Genomic DNA, 16396 nt, shown 5'->3' with positions numbered 1-16396 from the left:
GACCCGAGTGCCCCGGCCTCCCCGCGCCCGCCCCACCCACCCCCACCCGGTCCAGACGCCCAGTACAGCGCGGCGCGGGGGTGCGTGCGTGCCTGAGGGTGTCGCCCAGCGTCAGCCGGGGAGTGTCGCCCCGCAGACGGGAGGGTGCCGACCGGGCTTATACGGGCTCGGGAGCCGGTCCGCACGGTGCGATCGCGAGGATTGCCACGTCGTCCTGGAGGACGCGGGTGTGGCGGGGTAGGTCGGCGTTGAGGAAGTCGATGACGTCGGCCGGTCCGGGCGCGGGCCGGCCACCGAACCGTTGGCCGAGCCGGTCCAGCAGCGGATAGAACGCGCCCGTGTGATCACGGGCCTCGATCAGTCCGTCCGTGCAGAGCAGCAGCACATCACCGTGGGCGAAGCGGTGCGTGTACGAGACCGGGGGGTCGGCGGCCAGCCCGCCCAGCCCGAGCGGAAGCGCGGGCGGCCCGGTGAGGGCGGTCACCTCTCCGTCCGAGATCAGCACCGGTTCGATGTGCCCGTGGTTGATGATCGTCACCTGGTGGGCCTCGGCGTCGTACTCGATCAGGGCCGCGGTCACGAACAGTTCGTCGTCGGGGATCTCTGCCGCCTCGTGGGCCAGCCGCCGTTCCATCCGGGAGGCCACCGTCAGCAGGTCCCCGGGATCGTAGACCGCCTCGCGGAAGCTGCCGAGGATGTCGGCGACGGTACGGACCGCCTGCAACCCCTTCCCCCGGACGTCGCCGATGATGGCCCGCTCACCGGCCTGCGTGGCACGGATGTCGTAGAGATCGCCGCCCACCATGGTGCCGATCTCTCCCGACCGGTAGAGACCGGCCGCCAGTACCCTGCCGACCCGGTGCGGCACCGGCCGGAGCAAAGTCCGCATCAGCGCCTCGGCCACCGAGTTCACGCGCACCAGGTGCCGCTGCTGACGCTGCCTGTATCCGGCCAGCGCCACGCCCATGATCCCTACGACGATGGTGGAGATATACGTCGCGACATAGTGGTTCCCCCATAACTGATGGATGTTGTGGCCCGTGCAGCACGGCGTGCCCGCGAGTACGCCCTCCAGGCCGACGGCGAAGACGGTCACGACGGCGACGCCGATCGGGCCGTGGGTGAAGGCGGCGAGCACCGGAACGGCGATCAGCAGGGAACTCACCGCCCACTGGGTGGGCGTGACGAACTCCAACAGCAGCACGACCAGGACGTAGAGTCCGGGCAGCCAGCGCATCCACGGGGGGACCATCGGCGCCTCGAACCCGTTGCTGTCCACGAGTCCGGAGAGCCGCTGGCCCGGGTGGCCTTGGCCCGACGACCTCACGGCGGCGGCTCCCGCCGTGCCGCCGGGACCGGACCCACCAACGCCGTCACCCTCGTCCTCAGCGTCACCGCTCAACGACCCACTCACGCGACCTGTTCACACGGACTCCCGCCACGGACTCCTGTCACGACCGTGCTCAACGCCCACAGCCTGACGCGCCCGGACAGCCAACCCGACGATTACGCCATCGGCGGCATGTCACCTCCCGTCAGCCGGCGCCCGCACGCCGGCTCTCTCGGGTATCTGATCCGATCCGTCGATGCCCCGGGGCGTGCTCCACGAGTCGGCCGGAGCGGCCGGCGGCCCCGCCCACCGCCGCGGCGGTGTCCCGCCCGTCCTGGCCCGTGGCCGTGGTGCCGACCGCACCGACCGGCGTGCTCCGCTCCTGCTCATGATGGCCCCCCTTTTCAGACAGTTGACACGTGGACGAGTCCGTCCGGCGCGGGCATCTGCCGCGTCTCGACGTATTCCACTGTCCGCGATCCGCCGCCCGGCGGCATCGACCCGTGGGTGGCAACACGACATCAACCCCAGGTTGTACGGGAGGCGCCGGCCGCATGCCTGAGGGTGACGGGCGCCGCGTTTCACTCCCCCGACCTCGGTACCTGCTGCTCGTCGACCGACTCCGCAGCTCCGTGCCTGCACAGCTCTGCGGCTCTGCAGTTCTCTGACGCTGCGGCTCTGTGCCTCTGCGGCCCGGCTACTCCTCCACTGCTCCGCCGACGCGCCGGAGGTGCTGCCGGAACGTGTACGCCGGATCGGTGGCGCGGCGCGCGAGGAAGTCGTCGAAGGCGGTCTGCCGGCGCAAGGTCTCGCCCGCGCGGATCCTGCGGGCCTGTTCGCGCTCGGTCTCCCAGATGGTGCGGGCCGTCTCCAGCACCTCCTCGGCGCGGTCCGCGGGGACGAACAACACCCCGTCGTCGTCGCCGAAGACCAGGTCACCGACGGTGACGAGATGGGGGCCGAAGCGCGCACTGACCAGGGCGTCCGGCTCCCGGTCGTCGAGCCGGACCGGACCCGGTGCGTGGCGTCCGTAACTGAACACCGGCAGACCGATCTCGACCAGCTCCGGGGTGTCCCGGTGGAGCCCCCAGATCACCACACCGGCCAGCGCCGCGGCCTGCGCTTCGAGGGTCAGCAGGTCGCCGACGCACGCCTCGTCCTGGCGGCCCCCGTTGTCGATGACCAGGACGTCGCCCGGCTCGGCGTCGGTGAACGCCTCCAGGAAGATGTCGACGCTCCCGTAGTGGCGGGCCGGAAGCGCCCGCCCGGCGACCCGGTCGCCGGGAACCACCGCGCCGACACCGGGCGGGGCGGCGCGCAGCGGTACACCGAGCCGGACGCAGGCGTCGGCCACCAGGGGCGTGGACAGCTCGGCGAAGCTCTTGAGCATGGCGTTCTCCTCGATTCGGTCCCGTCGCCGCCTCGGAGCGGTCGGCGCGGGGAGCGGTGAACGATGCCATGATCCCCGGCTGTTCCGGCCCGGACAAGCGGCTTGCCCACTACCGCTCCACCGCCCGCGAGTGGCCGGAAACCGCCTTATCGGACGACCCCGCCCTCCCTACCTTTGACCACGTGACCAGATTTGAAATCTGGTCACACATGGGGAAGGAGAGGGTGAGTGGAGCGAGCCGAACGCGGTGAGCGCATCCTGGAGGCCGCCGGGGAGCTCCTGGTCGCCTGGGGATACCGGCGGGTGACGATCGACGAGATCGCCCGTCGGGCCAAGGTCGGCAAGGGGACGGTCTATCTGCACTGGAAGACCAAAGACTCCCTGCTGCTGGCCGTCGTGCTGGTTGCCAAATCACGAAGTCAGCGGCGGCATTTGGAGCGGATGCGAGCCGATCCGCGGGAAATCCTGCCGAGCCGGACGATGCGCGGTTACTACCAGGACTTCCTGGAGGAGCCGGTACTGCGCGCCCTCTACACCGACGACGTCGATATCCTCGGCCGGCTCAACGATGCCGCCAAAAAGGAATTCGCCGAGCTGATCGCGTTCAACGACGGGGTGGTGCTGCGCTACCTCGAAGTGCTGCGGGAGCACGGTCTGGTGCGTACCGACGTCGACGTACTGCACCAGCGCTACATGCTGCTGTCCACGGCCACCGGATTCTTCATGGCCGAGGCCATGTTGGACGACCGCGCGCCGGACACTCCGGACGTACGCGCCGAACTCCTCGCCGAGACGATCCGCAGCGCGTTGGAAACACCTGCGGAGGCGTTCCCCGCACCTGACGTCGGGCCGCCGGGCCGTTCCGGGCTGCCCCGGGGAACGACCGTGGACGAGGCGCTGACGGCCGCCGCGCTCGAAATCCTCCCGTTGTACGCGCAGGTGGAGGAACACGGCGCCCGGGAGCTGCGCCGGCAGTTGCGGGACTGATATCCCCCGCGGCCCGCACCTGATCCCGATCCGTCGCGGGTCCGTTCCGGCGTTGTTTCGGAGTCACTTCGGCGTCGCTTCGGTGCCATTTCTGCTGAGACTCAGGCTCATTTCACCGCACCTCACAGGAGAGAGACATGACCGAATTAGCGGACTCCCCCTTCAGCGAGCACGTCGGCAAACACCCCGGCGAGCCGAACGTGATGGAACCGGCCCTGCTCACCGATCCGTTCACCGGCTACGCCGAGCTGCGTGAACAGGGCCCGGTGGTCCGCGGCCGGTTCGCGGACGACACCCCCGTGTGGTTCATCACCCGCTTCGAGGACGTCCGCGAGGTTCTGCGGGACCATCGGTTCGCCAACGACCCCGCCTTCGCGGCGGGAAGTGCGAGTGGTGACACGCCCACCAATCGGCTGCTGGACATCATGGGCCTGCCCGACCATTACCGGGTGTACCTCGCCAACACCATCCTCGCTATGGATGCCCCCGACCACACCCGGATCCGGCAATTGGTATCCAGGGCCTTCACCGCCCGTAAGATCACCGATCTGCGGCCCCGGGTGGAGGACATCGCGGACGACCTGTTGAGGCGGTTGCCCGAGCACGCCGAGGACGGCGTCGTCGACCTCATCAAGCATTTCGCCTATCCGCTGCCCATCACGGTCATCTGCGAACTGGTGGGAATTCCCGAGGCGGACCGGCCGCGGTGGCGGGACTGGGGCACCGCGCTCGTCTCCCTGCAACCGGATCTGCTCAGCGAAGCGTTCCCGGCGATGATCGACCACATTCACGAGCTGATCCGCGAACGGCGCGCGGCGCTCACCGACGATCTGCTCAGCGAAATGATCCGGGTCCATGACGACGACGGCAGCCGACTCAGCGACGTCGAAATGGTCACGATGGTCCTGACCCTCGTCCTCGCCGGTCATGAGACCACCGCCCATCTCATCGGCAATGGCGGTGCCGCACTCCTCACCCACCCCGACCAGTTGCACCTGCTGAAATCCGATCCGGAACTGCTCCCCCGCGCCGTGCACGAGCTGATGCGCTGGTGCGGACCGGTGCAGATGACGCAGATGCGGTACGCCACGGAGGACGTCGAGGTGGCCGGGGTGCAGGTCAAGAAGGGCGAAGCGGTCCTGGCCATGCTGGTCGCGGCGAATCACGACCCCCGCCACTTCACCGACCCCGCCCGGCTCGACCTCACCCGCCAGCCGGCGGGCCGGGCCGAGAACCACGTCGGTTTCGGCCACGGCATGCACTACTGCCTGGGCGCCAGCCTGGCCCGCCAGGAGGGCGAGGTCGCCTTCGGGAAGCTGCTCGCGCACTACCCGGACGTGTCGCTGGCGGTGGAACCGGACGCCCTCCAGCGGATCCCGATGCCGGGCAGCTGGCGGCTGGCCGCGCTGCCGATCCGGCTGCGCTGAGCCGGGCCCCGCCCCCGGGCGGCGCCTCGCGCCGATGGGGCACCGCCCGGGGTGCGTGGCGCTGCCCGGTTCTGCTGCTCGGTCGCCGGCCGTCCGCTCCAGGACCTGTCAGGCCCTGACCCACCCGGCAGGCCCCAGGGCCGCGTCCCGCCTCCCCGCTGTCCTACGCCCCGATGTGGACATGCCCCGCCCACCGGCTCGGTAGCAGGGGTGCGTTCGCCCGGAGGGCGCGTACGGCCTGGTGGAGGGCGTGGGCGGGGGTGGGTTGGGGGCTGGTGTGGAAGAGCCGGGCGGTCTCGGCGGCGGTGGTGTCCTCGACGGGCCAGAGGGTCGCCACGACCTGGCCGAAGCCGGCGAGGTGGAAGGCGCCGCCGATGTGGACGGACTCGTCGGGGAAGCGGCCGGAGCGGGCGGTGGCGCAGGCCGAGAGGTAGCAGAACTCGCCGCGGGTGAGGCGGAGTCGGGAGATCTCGGCGACGGTCAGCGGTTGGTCGTCGAGGATGAGGTGGCTGCCGTAGGGGCTGGTCGGATCGGCGACCGCGTGGCAGGCGAAGTGGATGTGGGTGCTGGCGGGCAGGGCCGCCAACAGCCGGGCGCGGGTGGCCTCCCCACCGGTGAGCAGGACCGTGCCCGGCCCATAGTGGTCGGCGGCGGCGCGGGCCTCGGTGAGGGCGCCGGCCAAGGGGGCGAAGCCGGGCGTGTGGGGCATCGCCACGACCAGGGGCGTGGGCCGGTGGGGCCGTGAGCTGCGGCGGGAGGCCGTGCGGACGGCCTCGGCGAGGGCGGCGACGGTCGGGGTGTAGGACGGCACCGCCCGGTCGAGGAGGGAGCGGCCGGCATCCGGGTCGGTGTGGTGGCCGGCGGCGTGCAGCGGGAGTTGTGCCAGGGGGCCGGTGGCGGAGAGCCAGATGCGGGGTGGGCGGGGAGAGGTCGCGGTGGTGACTGCGGTACTGGTGAGGGCAGTGGTGCGGGAGAGGTGGGTGAGGACGGGGGCCGCTGTGGTGTCCCAGAGCCACTCCAGGGTTTCGCGGAGGTACGCCTGGGCCGTGAGGCGGTCCACGAGTGCGGTGCCGGCGGTCTCGGCGGTGCGCAGCGCCTCGGCGAACCGCGCGGCACGGCGTTCCGCCTCGGCGTGCGAGAGGTCGGGCAGCGGTACGGCGGCCACTCCCCCGCTGGTGAGGATCAGCGCGTCGCAGCGCAGCGGGCTGGTGTTGACGGTCACCACCGGGCCGCCGGTGGCCGCCGGGCGCAGGGCGGCCAGCCGCGGTGGCCTGAGGAAGCCGTCCAGGCCGGGCAGCCGGCGGGCCTCGGCGACCACCGCGTCCCACTGTTCGGCCAGTTGGTGACGGCGGTCGCCCGGGTCCGCGCCGGCCGGGGCGGTGGTGAGGGCGGTGCGCAGTTCCGCGAGCCGGTCCGCGAGGGCCGGGGCGGCGTCCCGGAGTTCCTCCTCCTCACCGTGGAGTCCGAGCGTGCGGGTGAGCAGGATGCCGCGGCCCTGTTCGAGGAGTTCCAGGGCCCGCGCGGGGGCGTCGGGGCCGCCCGTCCGGAGGACCGCGGCCGCGGCGTCGGCGGCCAGCCCCCGGCCGTGCCGGTCCAGTTGGGTCTCCGATTCGCTGCCGTGCAGTTGGTGGGGCACCGCCTGGGGCAGCAGGGTGACGGCGCGGGCGTAGGCCGCGGCGGCCTCCCGGTGGCGGCCGGTGGCGGTCGCCAGCTCGGCCAGCGCGCGATGCAGGCGGATCAGTTCGCCGGGCGGTCCGGCGGCGGTCCGGGCGGCGGTGTCGGCGAAGGCGTACGCCTCCCGGATGAGCTTGGGTTCCGGCTCGTCGGACGCGGTGTGGCGTTGGCGTTCCAGCAGGGCCGCGGAGAGGTGGGAGAGCATCGCCGAGCGGAAGACGTGGCCGGGGCGGGCGGTCTCGATGGCCTCGCGCAGCAGGGAGATCGCCTCGTCGAGGGCGTCCGGGCCGGCTTCCCGACGGGCCCGTTCTCGCAGGGTGCGGGCGAGGTTGTTGAGGTAGCCGGGCCGTTGCGGGTCGTCGGGCGCGCTCACCGCCACCGCTTCGCGATGGACGGCGATCGCCTCGCGGAGCGGGGACGGTTCCGGGGGTTGTGGCCCGCCCGGCGCGGGGCGATCCTCTCCCGGGAAGTCGGCGCAGAGGTCGTAGAGCGCGTTGCCCAGGTGGCTGAGGGCGATGGCGAGGTCGGTGGGGTTGCCGCCGCGGGTCCGTCGGTCGTCGGCGGCCTGCCGGTACAGCGTGATGGCGTCGTAGAGCACGCTCGCCAACCCGGTGCGCCGGTACTGGGCGTGCAGCACCTCCGCGTGTTCGACCAGCACGCCGTCGCGGCCGGGTGCGGCGAGTGGGTGCGGTTCGCGGCGGACCAGTTGCACCGCCTCGTCCAACGCGGCCCCGTCCCCGGTGACCCGGTGGCGTTTGACCAGCAGACCGGCCAGTCGGGCCCGGTGGGACACCGCGTCCGGCGCCCCGGTGGGGGCGGCCCGTACCGCGCCGCGGCTGGCGTCGATCGCCGCGTTGAGGTCGGCCGGGGCGCCGCTGACGTCGTACCGGAGCGACAGGTGGAGGCTGAATTCGTCGAGTCGCGACGGCAGCCACTCACTGTCGGGCGGGGTGTGCCGCAGCGCTTCGCGGCCGTAGTCGACCGCCTCGTCGATGTCTCGCCGGTTGCTGGTGTGCCGGTAGTGGTCGCCGACCACGCGGGCGTGGTTGGCGACGGCGTCGGCCCAGCGTGCCCCGCCGGCCGGGATGAGCAGCAGCAGTTCCCGGCCGAGCCGGACCGCTTCGGCCAGGGTGGCGGAGTCGCCGGTGGCGCGGTAGCTCATCTGGAGGGTGACCGCGATCAGGCGCAAGGTCCGTACCCGGTCGGGAATGTGTCGGGGCGTCAGGTCGAGGAAGGGGCGGAGGGACCGCGCGTCCCGCTGTGGCTGGCCGCCGCGCGGATCGAGCCCGCGGACCACTGTGACGAAGTCCTCGGACAGCTCCTCGCGACGCCGGAGTCCGGAGAGCACCCAGCGGCGCACCTCCCGCGGCACCCGGGGGCCGCCCAGCCGGCGCCCGGAGCGCACCGCCTCCAGCACGGCGGCGGCCTCCGGCGGCACCGCGTCCGGCTCCCTGGCGTAGACGCAGGACAGCGGTTGCAGGGACGCCTCCCATTCGGCCTGGTGGGCGCCCTCGGGGCCGGCGACGTGCTGGAGCCAGCGGGCCATGCCGACGGCGTGCAACGCGGCGAGGTCCGGCCATCGCGCATCGTCCATGCTGATCACCAGCCGGGAGACCACTCCCTGCCGTTCCAGCGCCCGCAGGGGGGCTAGGTCGCCGGTGTCGCGGACGGCGGCGATGGCCTGCCGTACCGCGACGAGCAGTGCGTCCCGTGAACCGTCCCGTGAGGGATCCCGCGCCGGATCCCGTGAAAGCTCTCGCATCGCGCCCCCGTTGGCCCGAGAATGAGGTGTCTGATTCTCACCCCTGTGGTCCCGTAGGAGAACCTTCCCCGTACGGTCCCGACGGCCTCTTCAGGCAGGACAGCATAAGCCCGACCGGAAGGTCAGCCCATGGCATCGACATCACAAGCGGACGGCCGGGACGACCCCGATATGGCCGCCCTCTGCTCCCAACTCGCCGCGCTGGGCCGGGCGGTGCACGGCACGCCGCTGGCGACGGAGCTCGCGGACGGCCTGACCGCGGTGCGCGAGGGAGCGCCCGCCGCGCCGCTGCTGGCACGGCTGGGCATCGCGCCGGCCGGACAGGACCGCGACGCCTGGGGTGGCGCGGCCACCGTCGCGGGGCTGGGTTCCGGACACAGTAACGGCGAGCAGTACGCCTGCCCGGCGGGCCGGTGCGGGCGCACGGTGATCCGGGAACCGGGCGGCGAGCGGCCGCGCTGCCTGGTGCTCGGCTCGGACATGCGGCTGCTGGTGGACTGACCGATGGACCACGTCCGGTGATGCCGGTCCTAGGTGATCTGGGCCGCCAGCTCGCCCAGCGGTGGGTCGGCCGACTCGCTCTGCCCGGGCTGCTGCTGGCCGCCACCGCGCTGGGCGGAGCGGCGCTCGGGCAGCGGCATCCGTTCGATCACGCCCGTCTGCTGCACCGCGTCGCCCGCTGCGCCACGGCGTTCGCAGCCCGGCCGCCGTCGGTGCAACTCCTGCTCGTCGGGGTGGTGTTGTTGGCGGTGGCGGCGGTCGGGGTCGCGGTGGAGTCGGCGGCCGGGGTGACGCTGCGGCTCTGGCTCGGGCAGTGGCCGCGAGCCCTGCGTGGCCCGTCCCGCGTACTGGCGGCTCACCGGGAGGCTCGTTGGGAGGCCGCGCAGCGCCGGGTGGCGGAGCTCCAGGCCGCCCTGCCGGCGCCTCGGGAGCCGGCCGAGACGCGGGCGATCGACCGGGCGGCGGAGGACCGCGAGGCGATCGCCCCGGCCCGGCCGGCCCGGCCGACGTGGATGGGCGACCGGGTCGCCGGGGCCGACACCCGCGTGCTGCACCAGTACGGGCTGGACCTCGCCGCGGTCTGGCCCCGACTGTGGCTGGTACTCCCCCAGGAGGTACGGGACGAGGTCACCGCGGCCCGCCGGCGGGTCGAGGTGGCCGCCCAACTCGCCACCTGGGCCGTACCGTTCGCCGCCGTTGCGGTCGTCTGGTGGCCCGCGTTGCTGGTCGCCGCGGTGCCCGCGCTGTCCGGTTGGCGGCGCGGCCGGGCCGCGGTGGCGACCTATGCCCTGCTGCTGGAGTCTGCGGTGGACGTCCATGCGGGCGCACTCGCGGCCAAGGTGGCGGAGGGCGAGGAGTGGACCACGGAGCGGGGCGCGGCGCTCACCCGTCGGATGAAGAAGGGCAGTTGACGGTCGGCGGGAGGTCCGGCGGTGCCGTTCAGGTCGTCGCGTCCCGGCCGGGGGGTCAGGGGGTGTTGCCGAACGTCCTGAGGATCGCGGCCAGTTCCGCGTCGCCCTGGATGCTGTGCACGGGCGTCCCGTCCGGTTCGTGCTGGTCGACGACCCGCACCGGCGCCAGGACGCCCCGGCGCCAGTGGAACAGCCCGTCACTGAAGCCGCCCTGTGGCCCGCAGAGCCGCGGCAGCATGTCCTGAAGGGCCATGATCCGCAGATAGCTGTTGACGTCGATCAGCGGGTGGAGCACCAGGAGGTCCTCGCCGGGCATGGCGACCACGCAGCCGTGCGGAGTCGCCACATCGACCAGCTCCTCGGCCCGCAGGAGTTGGGTGGCGGTCCAGGCTCCGCCCTTGACTTGGTAGACGGGCCCCTGTCCCGGCTGGAACACCGTCACTTCGCAGGGCTCGCGGCGGAGGTTGTGCAGCCCCACCGACCACAGCTCGACCGGATCGGCGCCCCACCCGTGCATCTGACCGGTCCGCAGGAAGTACGTCCCCGAGGGCGTCCGTGCCCCCAGGACGGCGAGGAATCCGCCGCCGAGTTCCCGGACGACGTGGTCCCCTCGGTCCGGGAGCTGGTCCGCGCGCCGCAACCGCGGGATCAGCAACGGCCGTACCGCTTCGAGGCCGCCGGCGAACACATCGTCCCGGGACACGGGGGCGTCCGGGGCCGGAGACGGGGCGGCGGCCGGACGGGGCTTGCGTCGGAAGAGGCCCATGTCTGGAGGCTACCCGCGCGGCCAGGCCGTCCGGGGCCTCACACATCGCGCCGCCGTACGACGGTGACCGTGACGAGGGTGGAGAGCAGCGCCCAGGCGGCCAGCGCCAGCCATGACCCGGTGACCGTGGCTGGGTAACCGCCCAGTGGGGCCGTGGAGTTCGGGTTGTGCGTCAGCCGGGCCAGGGCGCTGAGCGGCAGGCAGTTGCCGATCTCCTTCAGGAGCTGGTAGTGGTCGCCGCCGAACAGCAGGGGCAGGAGGAACAGCAGCGCGACGACGCCGACGAGGGAGGCGGTGGGGTGCCGGAGGACGGCGCCGAACGCCATGCCTATGAGCGCGCAGACCGGTACGGCCAGTGCGTAGGCGAGGACCGCCCGCAGACAGCCCGGGTCGTGGAGCGAGAGGCCGACGTGGCGGGAGGCCAGCATGGCGTTGGTGGTGAAGAACGACGCCGTGGAGACCAGCGCGCCCAGGACCAGGGTGAGCGCGGTGACCACGGTCACCCTGGCCAGGATCACCGCGCGGCGGTCGGGGACCGCCGCGAAGGTGGTGCGGATCGTCCCCGTCACGTAGGCGCCGAAGACCGCCAGGGCTCCGAAGCTGGCCGCGGCCAGCGCCATCAGGTCGGCGGCGATCGCGTTGAGCCCGTGGAAGAGCGGGTCGTAGACGTACGGCGGGAAGCCGGGGACGGCGGGGTGCGGCCGGTCGATGTAGGGGAGGTCGCTGTGGACGGCGTTGATGTTGACGGTGAGGGCGGCGAGGGCGCTGAGGACCAGCAACCAGGGAGTCGAACGCAGCGAGCGCACGGTGAGCCACTCGGCGGCGAGCAGATCGGTGAACCGCGGTGCCGGGTCCTCCCGGTGCGCGGAGCAGGCGGTGGCCGGGGACGTCAGCGGGGTGCTGGTCATCGGAGCCCTCCGGTGAGGTGGTCGGCGTGGCCGGCGGTGAGGGACAGGAACACCGACTCCAGGGACGTGGTGTGCGGGGTGAGGGCGTGCAGCACGATGCTGTGGCGGTGGGCGAGTTCGCCGATCCGGGCCGCGGTCAGGCCGGTGACCTCGGCCGCCTCGGCGCTCGAAAGCCGCACCGCGGCGCCGTCCGCGGTGAGCACGGCCGTCAGCGCGGTCAGGGCGGGGGTGTGCACGGTCACCCGCGGCGCGGAGTCGAGGGCGGCGAACTCCGCCGTGCTCAGGTCGGCGAGCAGCCGGCCCTGCCCGATGACGATGAGGTGGTCGGCGGTGTGCTGCATCTCGGCCATCATGTGGCTGGAGACGAAGACCGTGCGGCCCTCGGCCGCCAGGCTGCGGAAGAAGCCGCGCACCCAGCGCACCCCTTCGGGATCCAGACCGTTCAGCGGCTCGTCGAAGAGGAGGACGGGCGGGTCGCCGAGGAGCGCGGCGGCGATGCCGAGGCGCTGTTTCATCCCCAGGGAGAAACCCCCTATGCGGCGATCGGCGGCCGGGGTCAGCCCGACCTCGTCGAGGACCTCGTCCACCCGGGCGGACGGGATGCGGTGGGTGCGGGCGAGAATCGCGAGGTGGGCCCGGGCGGTACGGCCGCCGTGCACGTCCTGGGCGTCCAGCAGGGCACCGACGTGACGGAGTCCGCGCGGGCGGGCGGCGAACGGGATGCCGTCGACGGTGACGGAGCCGCTGGTGGGGGCGTTCAGCCCGAGGATCATTCGTAGGGTGGTGGACTTGCCGGCGCCGTTCGGGCCGAGGAACCCCGTCACGCGGCCCGGTGCCACGGTGAAGGTCAGGGCGTCGACGGCGGTGGTGCCGCGGTAGCGCTTGGTCAGTCGAGTCGCTTCGATCACGACTCAACGGTGCCCGGCGCGGCGGGTAACCGGCGTCACCCCGTGGTTCGCACTTGTCGGGCCCTGGAAGTAGCCCCCTGGTATGGCGGTGGCTCCCAGGTATGACGTCCGCGGGCGCCGGTCTCGGCAGCCCGCCTCAGGCCGCCGCCGCGGGCTCGGGCGCGACATGCGGGGTGACCGCGCAGGCCGGCCGCACGGTCCGAGGCGGCTGCCCACGCAGGTCGGACAGCCGGTCCAGGAGCTGGTCGCGGACGGCCACCAGGTCGTTGATGCGGGCCTGGAGCAGGGCGAGCCGCTGCTCGAAGACCTCGATCTTGGGGGTGGGGTCGGCGCAGGTGTGCGGTCCGATCAGCTCGTCGCGCAGACAGCCGTCGAGCAATCGCAGATCGTCGGTCGTCAGGCCGGCGGCCAGCAGCAGCCGGATGTTCGCCACGACCCGCACGGCGCCCTCCCCGTAGCTGCGGTAGCCGTTGGCGGACCGCTCAGGACGGAGCAGACCCTGCTCCTCGTAGTAGCGCAGCGCCCGGGTGGTGACGCCGGTGGTACGGGCGAGTTCCCCGATACGCATGGTGCTCCCTCCTGGTGGCTGCCGTCAGGAGGGAGCGTAAACCTTGCCGTGGACGTGAAGGTCAAGCCGGGTCGCCGAGCGGGGTGAGGACGACCACCGGGATGCGCCGCCCGGCGCGGTCCTGGAAGGCGGCGAATTGCGGGTCGGCCGCGATCTGTCGGTCCCAGAGGCGGTCCCGGGTCGCTCCGGTGGCTTCCGTGGCGCGGGCCCGGAAGGCGCGCACGCCGACCTCCACGGTGACCTCGGGACGCACGGTCAGATTGCGGTACCAGGCCGGCGGTGTGGCCGCGCCCCCGTTGGAGGGGAAGACGGCGAACCGGCCGTCGGCATCGGCCAGGTAGCAGGCGGGCGTGGTGCGCGGCAGCCCGGACCGGGCTCCCGTGGTGGTCAGCAGGAGCAACGACTGCCCGGCGAGCGGACCACCGACCACGCCCCCGTTGGCGCGGAACTCCTCGATGACGCGTCGGTTGAACTCATTGCCGCCCAGGTTGTCCTGGTTGCTGTGATTGCCGTGGTTCCCCTCCGGGGTGTCCACCGTGATGCTGCTCCCGTCCACGCCGGCGCTCTCCTCCACGCTGTTCCCGTCCATGCTGTTGTGCCCGTCCATGCCGTTGCGCCGTTCGCCGTTCTTGTCGTAGTGCTGGGGCGGATTGCCCTGTTGTTCGAGGGCGTTGCCCCACTGTTCCGAGGTCCTACCGTGCTGCGACGCCACGTTCAGCATGTGGGAGGCGAGAGAGACGAGGGAGGTGAGGAAGACGAGGCAGCCGAGGCACGCGAGGCGGCCAAGGCAGCCGAGGTAGGCGAGGTGGGCGAGGTGGGCGAGGTGTCCATGAGCGACACCCTCGACCTTCACGCCGGGGTGAAGGTCAAGCCGCCCCGGCAGGCCCGCCCCCTGCCCCGTCCGCTCCCCCGTAATTGGCTGGCGGAGCCGGTCCGCCCCGTTGAGCATCACCCCATGGAGACGTACCTGACGACCCCCCGCCTGGCCCTCCGGCCGTTCACCGACACCGAGGCCGACCTCGATCTGATGGTGGAACTCGACAGCGACCCGCAGGTGATGCGGTACATCACCGGAGGCCGCCCGATGACCCGGGCCGAGATCCGCGCCGAGTCCTTCGCGCGGATGCTGCCGGGCGGCTTCTGGGCCACGCAGCTGCGCGCCACCGGCGAGTTCCTCGGCTGGCACTGCCTGCAACCGTACGACGGCGGCCCGGGGCGCTCGGCCGAGCTGGGATACCGCCTGCGCAAGGCCGCCTGGGGCCGGGGGCTCGCCACCGAAGGCGCGCTGGCCCTCATCGGGAAGGGCTTCGGCGAACTGGGCTACGACCGGATCACGGCGAACACCATGTACGTCAACGCGGCCTCCCGCCGCGTGATGGAGAAGTGCGGACTCGCCTACGCCCGCACCTACTTCGAGGAGTGGCCGTACCGGGTGGAGGGCGACGAACACGGCGATGTGGAGTACGCGCTGACCCGCGAGGAGTGGTTGACGCACCGTTAGGGGGCCGGTTCGGGCCGGTCCCCCGACGACGCGAGGCCCCCCGCCCCTATGAGCCGCGGGGTTCAGCCCGTCCAGGTGGGACGCCCGCCGAGGTAGGTGGCGGCCACCCGGACCTCCTCCCGGAACGCGGCGGCGCGGACGGTGCGCGGATCGCGGGTCAGGACCACGAGGTCGGCGCGCATCCCGGTGCGGAGCATGCCTATCTCGTCCTCCAGGTGGAGTTGCCAGGCCGGGTTGGCGGTGACCGCGCGCAGCGCCTCCTCAATGGTCAGGCGCTCGGTGGTGCCGTGGACCCGCCCGCTGGGGTGGCTCCGGCGGGTCAGGGCGGTGGCAATACTGGAGAGCGGGTCGGTCGGTGAGCAGACGCCGTCGTTGTGCAGCGAGACGCGGTGCCCCGCGTCCCACGCCGAGCGGACCGCCATCCACCGGGCGGCCACCTCCGGACCGAACAGGTCGTCCGCCAGCACGTCCCCCCACCAGCGGACGTGGTCCATGAAGAGGCTGACGGTGGCGCCCAGTTCGGCGGCACGGCGGTACTGGTCCGCAGTGACCGCGCCGCAGTGTTCCAGCCGCGGCCGCAGTCCCCGCAGCCGTTCCGGGTCGCCCGCCGCGGCCTGCGCGTACGCGGCGAGCACCGCCTCGACGGTGACGTCGCCGTGGACGTGGCAGGCCACGGGGAAGCCTTGGGCGGTGAACGCGGTGGCCAGGTCGGCGAGTTGGCGGGGGTGGTAGTTCATGGGCCCGTGGGTGCAGTGGTCGAGGCCGATGCGGAGCGTCGCGTCGTTGTCCCGGAACGGGAAGCTGGTGGCGATGCTGCCCTGCCACGGGGTGCCGTCGGCCCACAGTTTCATCCCGGAGATCCCGAACAGTTCGCGGGCGGGGGCGTGTCCGGGGAACCGGTGGTCCGGGTCCGCGGCCAGTTCCGGGGTGCTGATGAGGTACGCGCGCAGGCGCAGCGCGGCGTCCGGGCGGCCGGTGGCGGCGCGCAGTGCCGGGACCATCCGGGGTTCGGCCGCCATCTCGGTGGCGGTGGTGATCCCGGCCCGGGCATGTTCGGAGAACGCCCAGTCAAGCGCGGCACCGACCGCCGGTTCCACCGTCCGGTCACCGCCTACGACGTGCATCAGGGCCAGCACGGCGCCGCTTTCCCGGGCTTCGCCGGTCGGCTCCCCGGAGGCGTCGCGGACGAAGCGTGCGCCCGCGGGGTCCGGGGTGCCGGCCGTGATCCCGGCGACGCGCAGCGCGGCGGTGTTGCCGTAGGCGGCGTGCCCACTGTTGGCGACCACCACCAGGGGTGCCTCCGGGGACAGCCGGTCGAGCAACTCCCTGGTGGGCAGCGGCAGATCGCGTTGCAGCAGCAGGTCGAGCCCGTAGGCGGCCACCGGTGCGCCGGGGTTGGCGGCCACGGCGGCGCGGATCAGTTCGTGGACCTCGCGTCCGCCGGGCACCGTGAAGGGGCGGACGTCCAGGGCGGGCGGGCCGACGGCCAGCCCCATCAGCGTGGGGTGGCCGTGCGCCTCGATGAAACCGGGCAGCAGGGCCTGCCCGTTGAGGTCCACGACCTCGGTGCTGGGGGCGCGCAGCGCCAGTACGTCTGGGGCCGTGCCGACGGCGACGATGCTGCCGTCGGCACCGACGGCCAGGGCCTCGGCCTCGGGCGCGGCCGGGTCCATGGTGAGGACCGGCCCGCCGGTGAGGATCAGGGTCGGGGGATGCGGCATGGTGCTGTCGCCCTCCTGCTGTCGTGCCATGAGGTGGGGGCT

Annotated in this window: 14 protein-coding genes; 5 read left to right on the top strand and 9 right to left on the bottom strand. The window is 72.7% G+C overall.

Features of this window, described 5'->3' with window-relative positions; all coding sequences use genetic code 11:
- Positions 1 to 157: 157 nt before the first annotated feature.
- Positions 158 to 1327 carry a PP2C family protein-serine/threonine phosphatase gene (locus ACFVT2_RS05565; protein ID WP_390012525.1) on the bottom strand — a complete coding sequence of 390 codons (1170 nt, stop codon included), beginning with the start codon at positions 1325 to 1327 and terminating at the stop codon, positions 158 to 160.
- 700 nt (positions 1328 to 2027) lie between these two features.
- Positions 2028 to 2720 (bottom strand): RraA family protein, encoded by a 693-nt coding sequence (locus ACFVT2_RS05560; protein ID WP_390012523.1) that lies wholly within the window; start codon positions 2718 to 2720, stop codon positions 2028 to 2030.
- Between the two features lie 228 nt (positions 2721 to 2948).
- On the opposite strand from ACFVT2_RS05560, the gene ACFVT2_RS05555 reads away from it, so the two are divergent.
- Together ACFVT2_RS05555 and ACFVT2_RS05550 are read left to right on the top strand one after the other, a co-directional pair.
- A complete protein-coding gene (locus ACFVT2_RS05555) occupies positions 2949 to 3707 on the top strand; it encodes a TetR/AcrR family transcriptional regulator (protein WP_390012521.1) in 759 nt (252 codons plus the stop codon).
- A 137-nt stretch (positions 3708 to 3844) separates the two neighbouring features.
- Positions 3845 to 5134, top strand: coding sequence for a cytochrome P450 (locus ACFVT2_RS05550; RefSeq protein ID WP_390012519.1), 1290 nt, complete (start codon positions 3845 to 3847; stop codon positions 5132 to 5134).
- A 163-nt stretch (positions 5135 to 5297) separates the two neighbouring features.
- Here the strand turns inward: ACFVT2_RS05550 and ACFVT2_RS05545 are convergent, their stop codons facing one another.
- Positions 5298 to 8570, bottom strand: coding sequence for a CHAT domain-containing protein (locus tag ACFVT2_RS05545; protein ID WP_390012517.1), 3273 nt, complete (start codon positions 8568 to 8570; stop codon positions 5298 to 5300).
- Positions 8571 to 8699: 129 nt separating this feature from the next.
- Between ACFVT2_RS05545 and ACFVT2_RS05540 the strand changes: the two genes are divergently transcribed.
- Positions 8700 to 9071, top strand: coding sequence for a hypothetical protein (locus tag ACFVT2_RS05540; protein WP_390012515.1), 372 nt, complete (start codon positions 8700 to 8702; stop codon positions 9069 to 9071).
- Between the two features lie 20 nt (positions 9072 to 9091).
- Entirely contained in the window at positions 9092 to 9982 is an 891-nt protein-coding gene (locus ACFVT2_RS05535) for a hypothetical protein (protein ID WP_390012513.1), read from the top strand.
- Positions 9983 to 10037: 55 nt separating this feature from the next.
- Here the strand turns inward: ACFVT2_RS05535 and ACFVT2_RS05530 are convergent, their stop codons facing one another.
- The 5 genes from ACFVT2_RS05530 to ACFVT2_RS05510 all read right to left on the bottom strand — a co-directional run bounded on the left by ACFVT2_RS05530 (position 10038) and on the right by ACFVT2_RS05510 (position 13985).
- The gene (locus ACFVT2_RS05530; RefSeq protein WP_390012511.1) at positions 10038 to 10748 is read right to left on the bottom strand and encodes a hypothetical protein; all 711 of its coding nucleotides are present in this window, start codon (positions 10746 to 10748) and stop codon (positions 10038 to 10040) included.
- 38 nt (positions 10749 to 10786) lie between these two features.
- Positions 10787 to 11656, bottom strand: coding sequence for an ABC transporter permease (locus ACFVT2_RS05525; protein WP_390012509.1), 870 nt, complete (start codon positions 11654 to 11656; stop codon positions 10787 to 10789).
- Positions 11653 to 12564, bottom strand: a complete 912-nt coding sequence (locus tag ACFVT2_RS05520) for an ABC transporter ATP-binding protein (protein WP_390012507.1) — start codon at positions 12562 to 12564, stop codon at positions 11653 to 11655. Before ACFVT2_RS05520 ends, ACFVT2_RS05525 begins: the two co-directional genes overlap by 4 nt.
- 136 nt (positions 12565 to 12700) lie before the next feature.
- Positions 12701 to 13132 (bottom strand): MerR family transcriptional regulator, encoded by a 432-nt coding sequence (locus ACFVT2_RS05515; RefSeq protein ID WP_390012505.1) that lies wholly within the window; start codon positions 13130 to 13132, stop codon positions 12701 to 12703.
- A gap of 61 nt (positions 13133 to 13193) precedes the next feature.
- A complete protein-coding gene (locus ACFVT2_RS05510; protein WP_390012504.1) occupies positions 13194 to 13985 on the bottom strand; it encodes a nitroreductase family deazaflavin-dependent oxidoreductase in 792 nt (263 codons plus the stop codon).
- 102 nt (positions 13986 to 14087) lie between these two features.
- Here ACFVT2_RS05510 and ACFVT2_RS05505 point away from each other — a divergent pair, with 102 nt between their 5' ends.
- Positions 14088 to 14633 (top strand): GNAT family N-acetyltransferase, encoded by a 546-nt coding sequence (locus ACFVT2_RS05505; RefSeq protein ID WP_390012731.1) that lies wholly within the window; start codon positions 14088 to 14090, stop codon positions 14631 to 14633.
- A gap of 62 nt (positions 14634 to 14695) precedes the next feature.
- Here the strand turns inward: ACFVT2_RS05505 and ACFVT2_RS05500 are convergent, their stop codons facing one another.
- Entirely contained in the window at positions 14696 to 16384 is a 1689-nt protein-coding gene (locus ACFVT2_RS05500) for an amidohydrolase (protein ID WP_390012502.1), read from the bottom strand.
- Positions 16385 to 16396 lie beyond the last annotated feature (12 nt).

It is taken from the genome of Streptomyces sp. NPDC058000 (assembly GCF_042886435.1).
Classification (GTDB): Bacteria; Actinomycetota; Actinomycetes; order Streptomycetales; family Streptomycetaceae; genus Streptomyces.
Note: the sequence above shows the minus strand (reverse complement) of the source record. Positions and strands in the feature narration are given on the sequence as shown.

Coding starts and splice junctions, on each gene's coding strand:
- ACFVT2_RS05560 (WP_390012523.1), bottom strand. CDS start 2,720: ATGCTCAAGAGCTTCGCCGAGCTGTCCACGCCCCTGGTGGCCGACGCC.
- ACFVT2_RS05550 (WP_390012519.1), top strand. CDS start 3,845: ATGACCGAATTAGCGGACTCCCCCTTCAGCGAGCACGTCGGCAAACAC.
- ACFVT2_RS05545 (WP_390012517.1), bottom strand. CDS start 8,570: ATGCGAGAGCTTTCACGGGATCCGGCGCGGGATCCCTCACGGGACGGT.
- ACFVT2_RS05540 (WP_390012515.1), top strand. CDS start 8,700: ATGGCATCGACATCACAAGCGGACGGCCGGGACGACCCCGATATGGCC.
- ACFVT2_RS05535 (WP_390012513.1), top strand. CDS start 9,092: ATGCCGGTCCTAGGTGATCTGGGCCGCCAGCTCGCCCAGCGGTGGGTC.
- ACFVT2_RS05530 (WP_390012511.1), bottom strand. CDS start 10,748: ATGGGCCTCTTCCGACGCAAGCCCCGTCCGGCCGCCGCCCCGTCTCCG.
- ACFVT2_RS05525 (WP_390012509.1), bottom strand. CDS start 11,656: ATGACCAGCACCCCGCTGACGTCCCCGGCCACCGCCTGCTCCGCGCAC.
- ACFVT2_RS05515 (WP_390012505.1), bottom strand. CDS start 13,132: ATGCGTATCGGGGAACTCGCCCGTACCACCGGCGTCACCACCCGGGCG.
- ACFVT2_RS05505 (WP_390012731.1), top strand. CDS start 14,088: ATGGAGACGTACCTGACGACCCCCCGCCTGGCCCTCCGGCCGTTCACC.
- ACFVT2_RS05500 (WP_390012502.1), bottom strand. CDS start 16,384: ATGGCACGACAGCAGGAGGGCGACAGCACCATGCCGCATCCCCCGACC.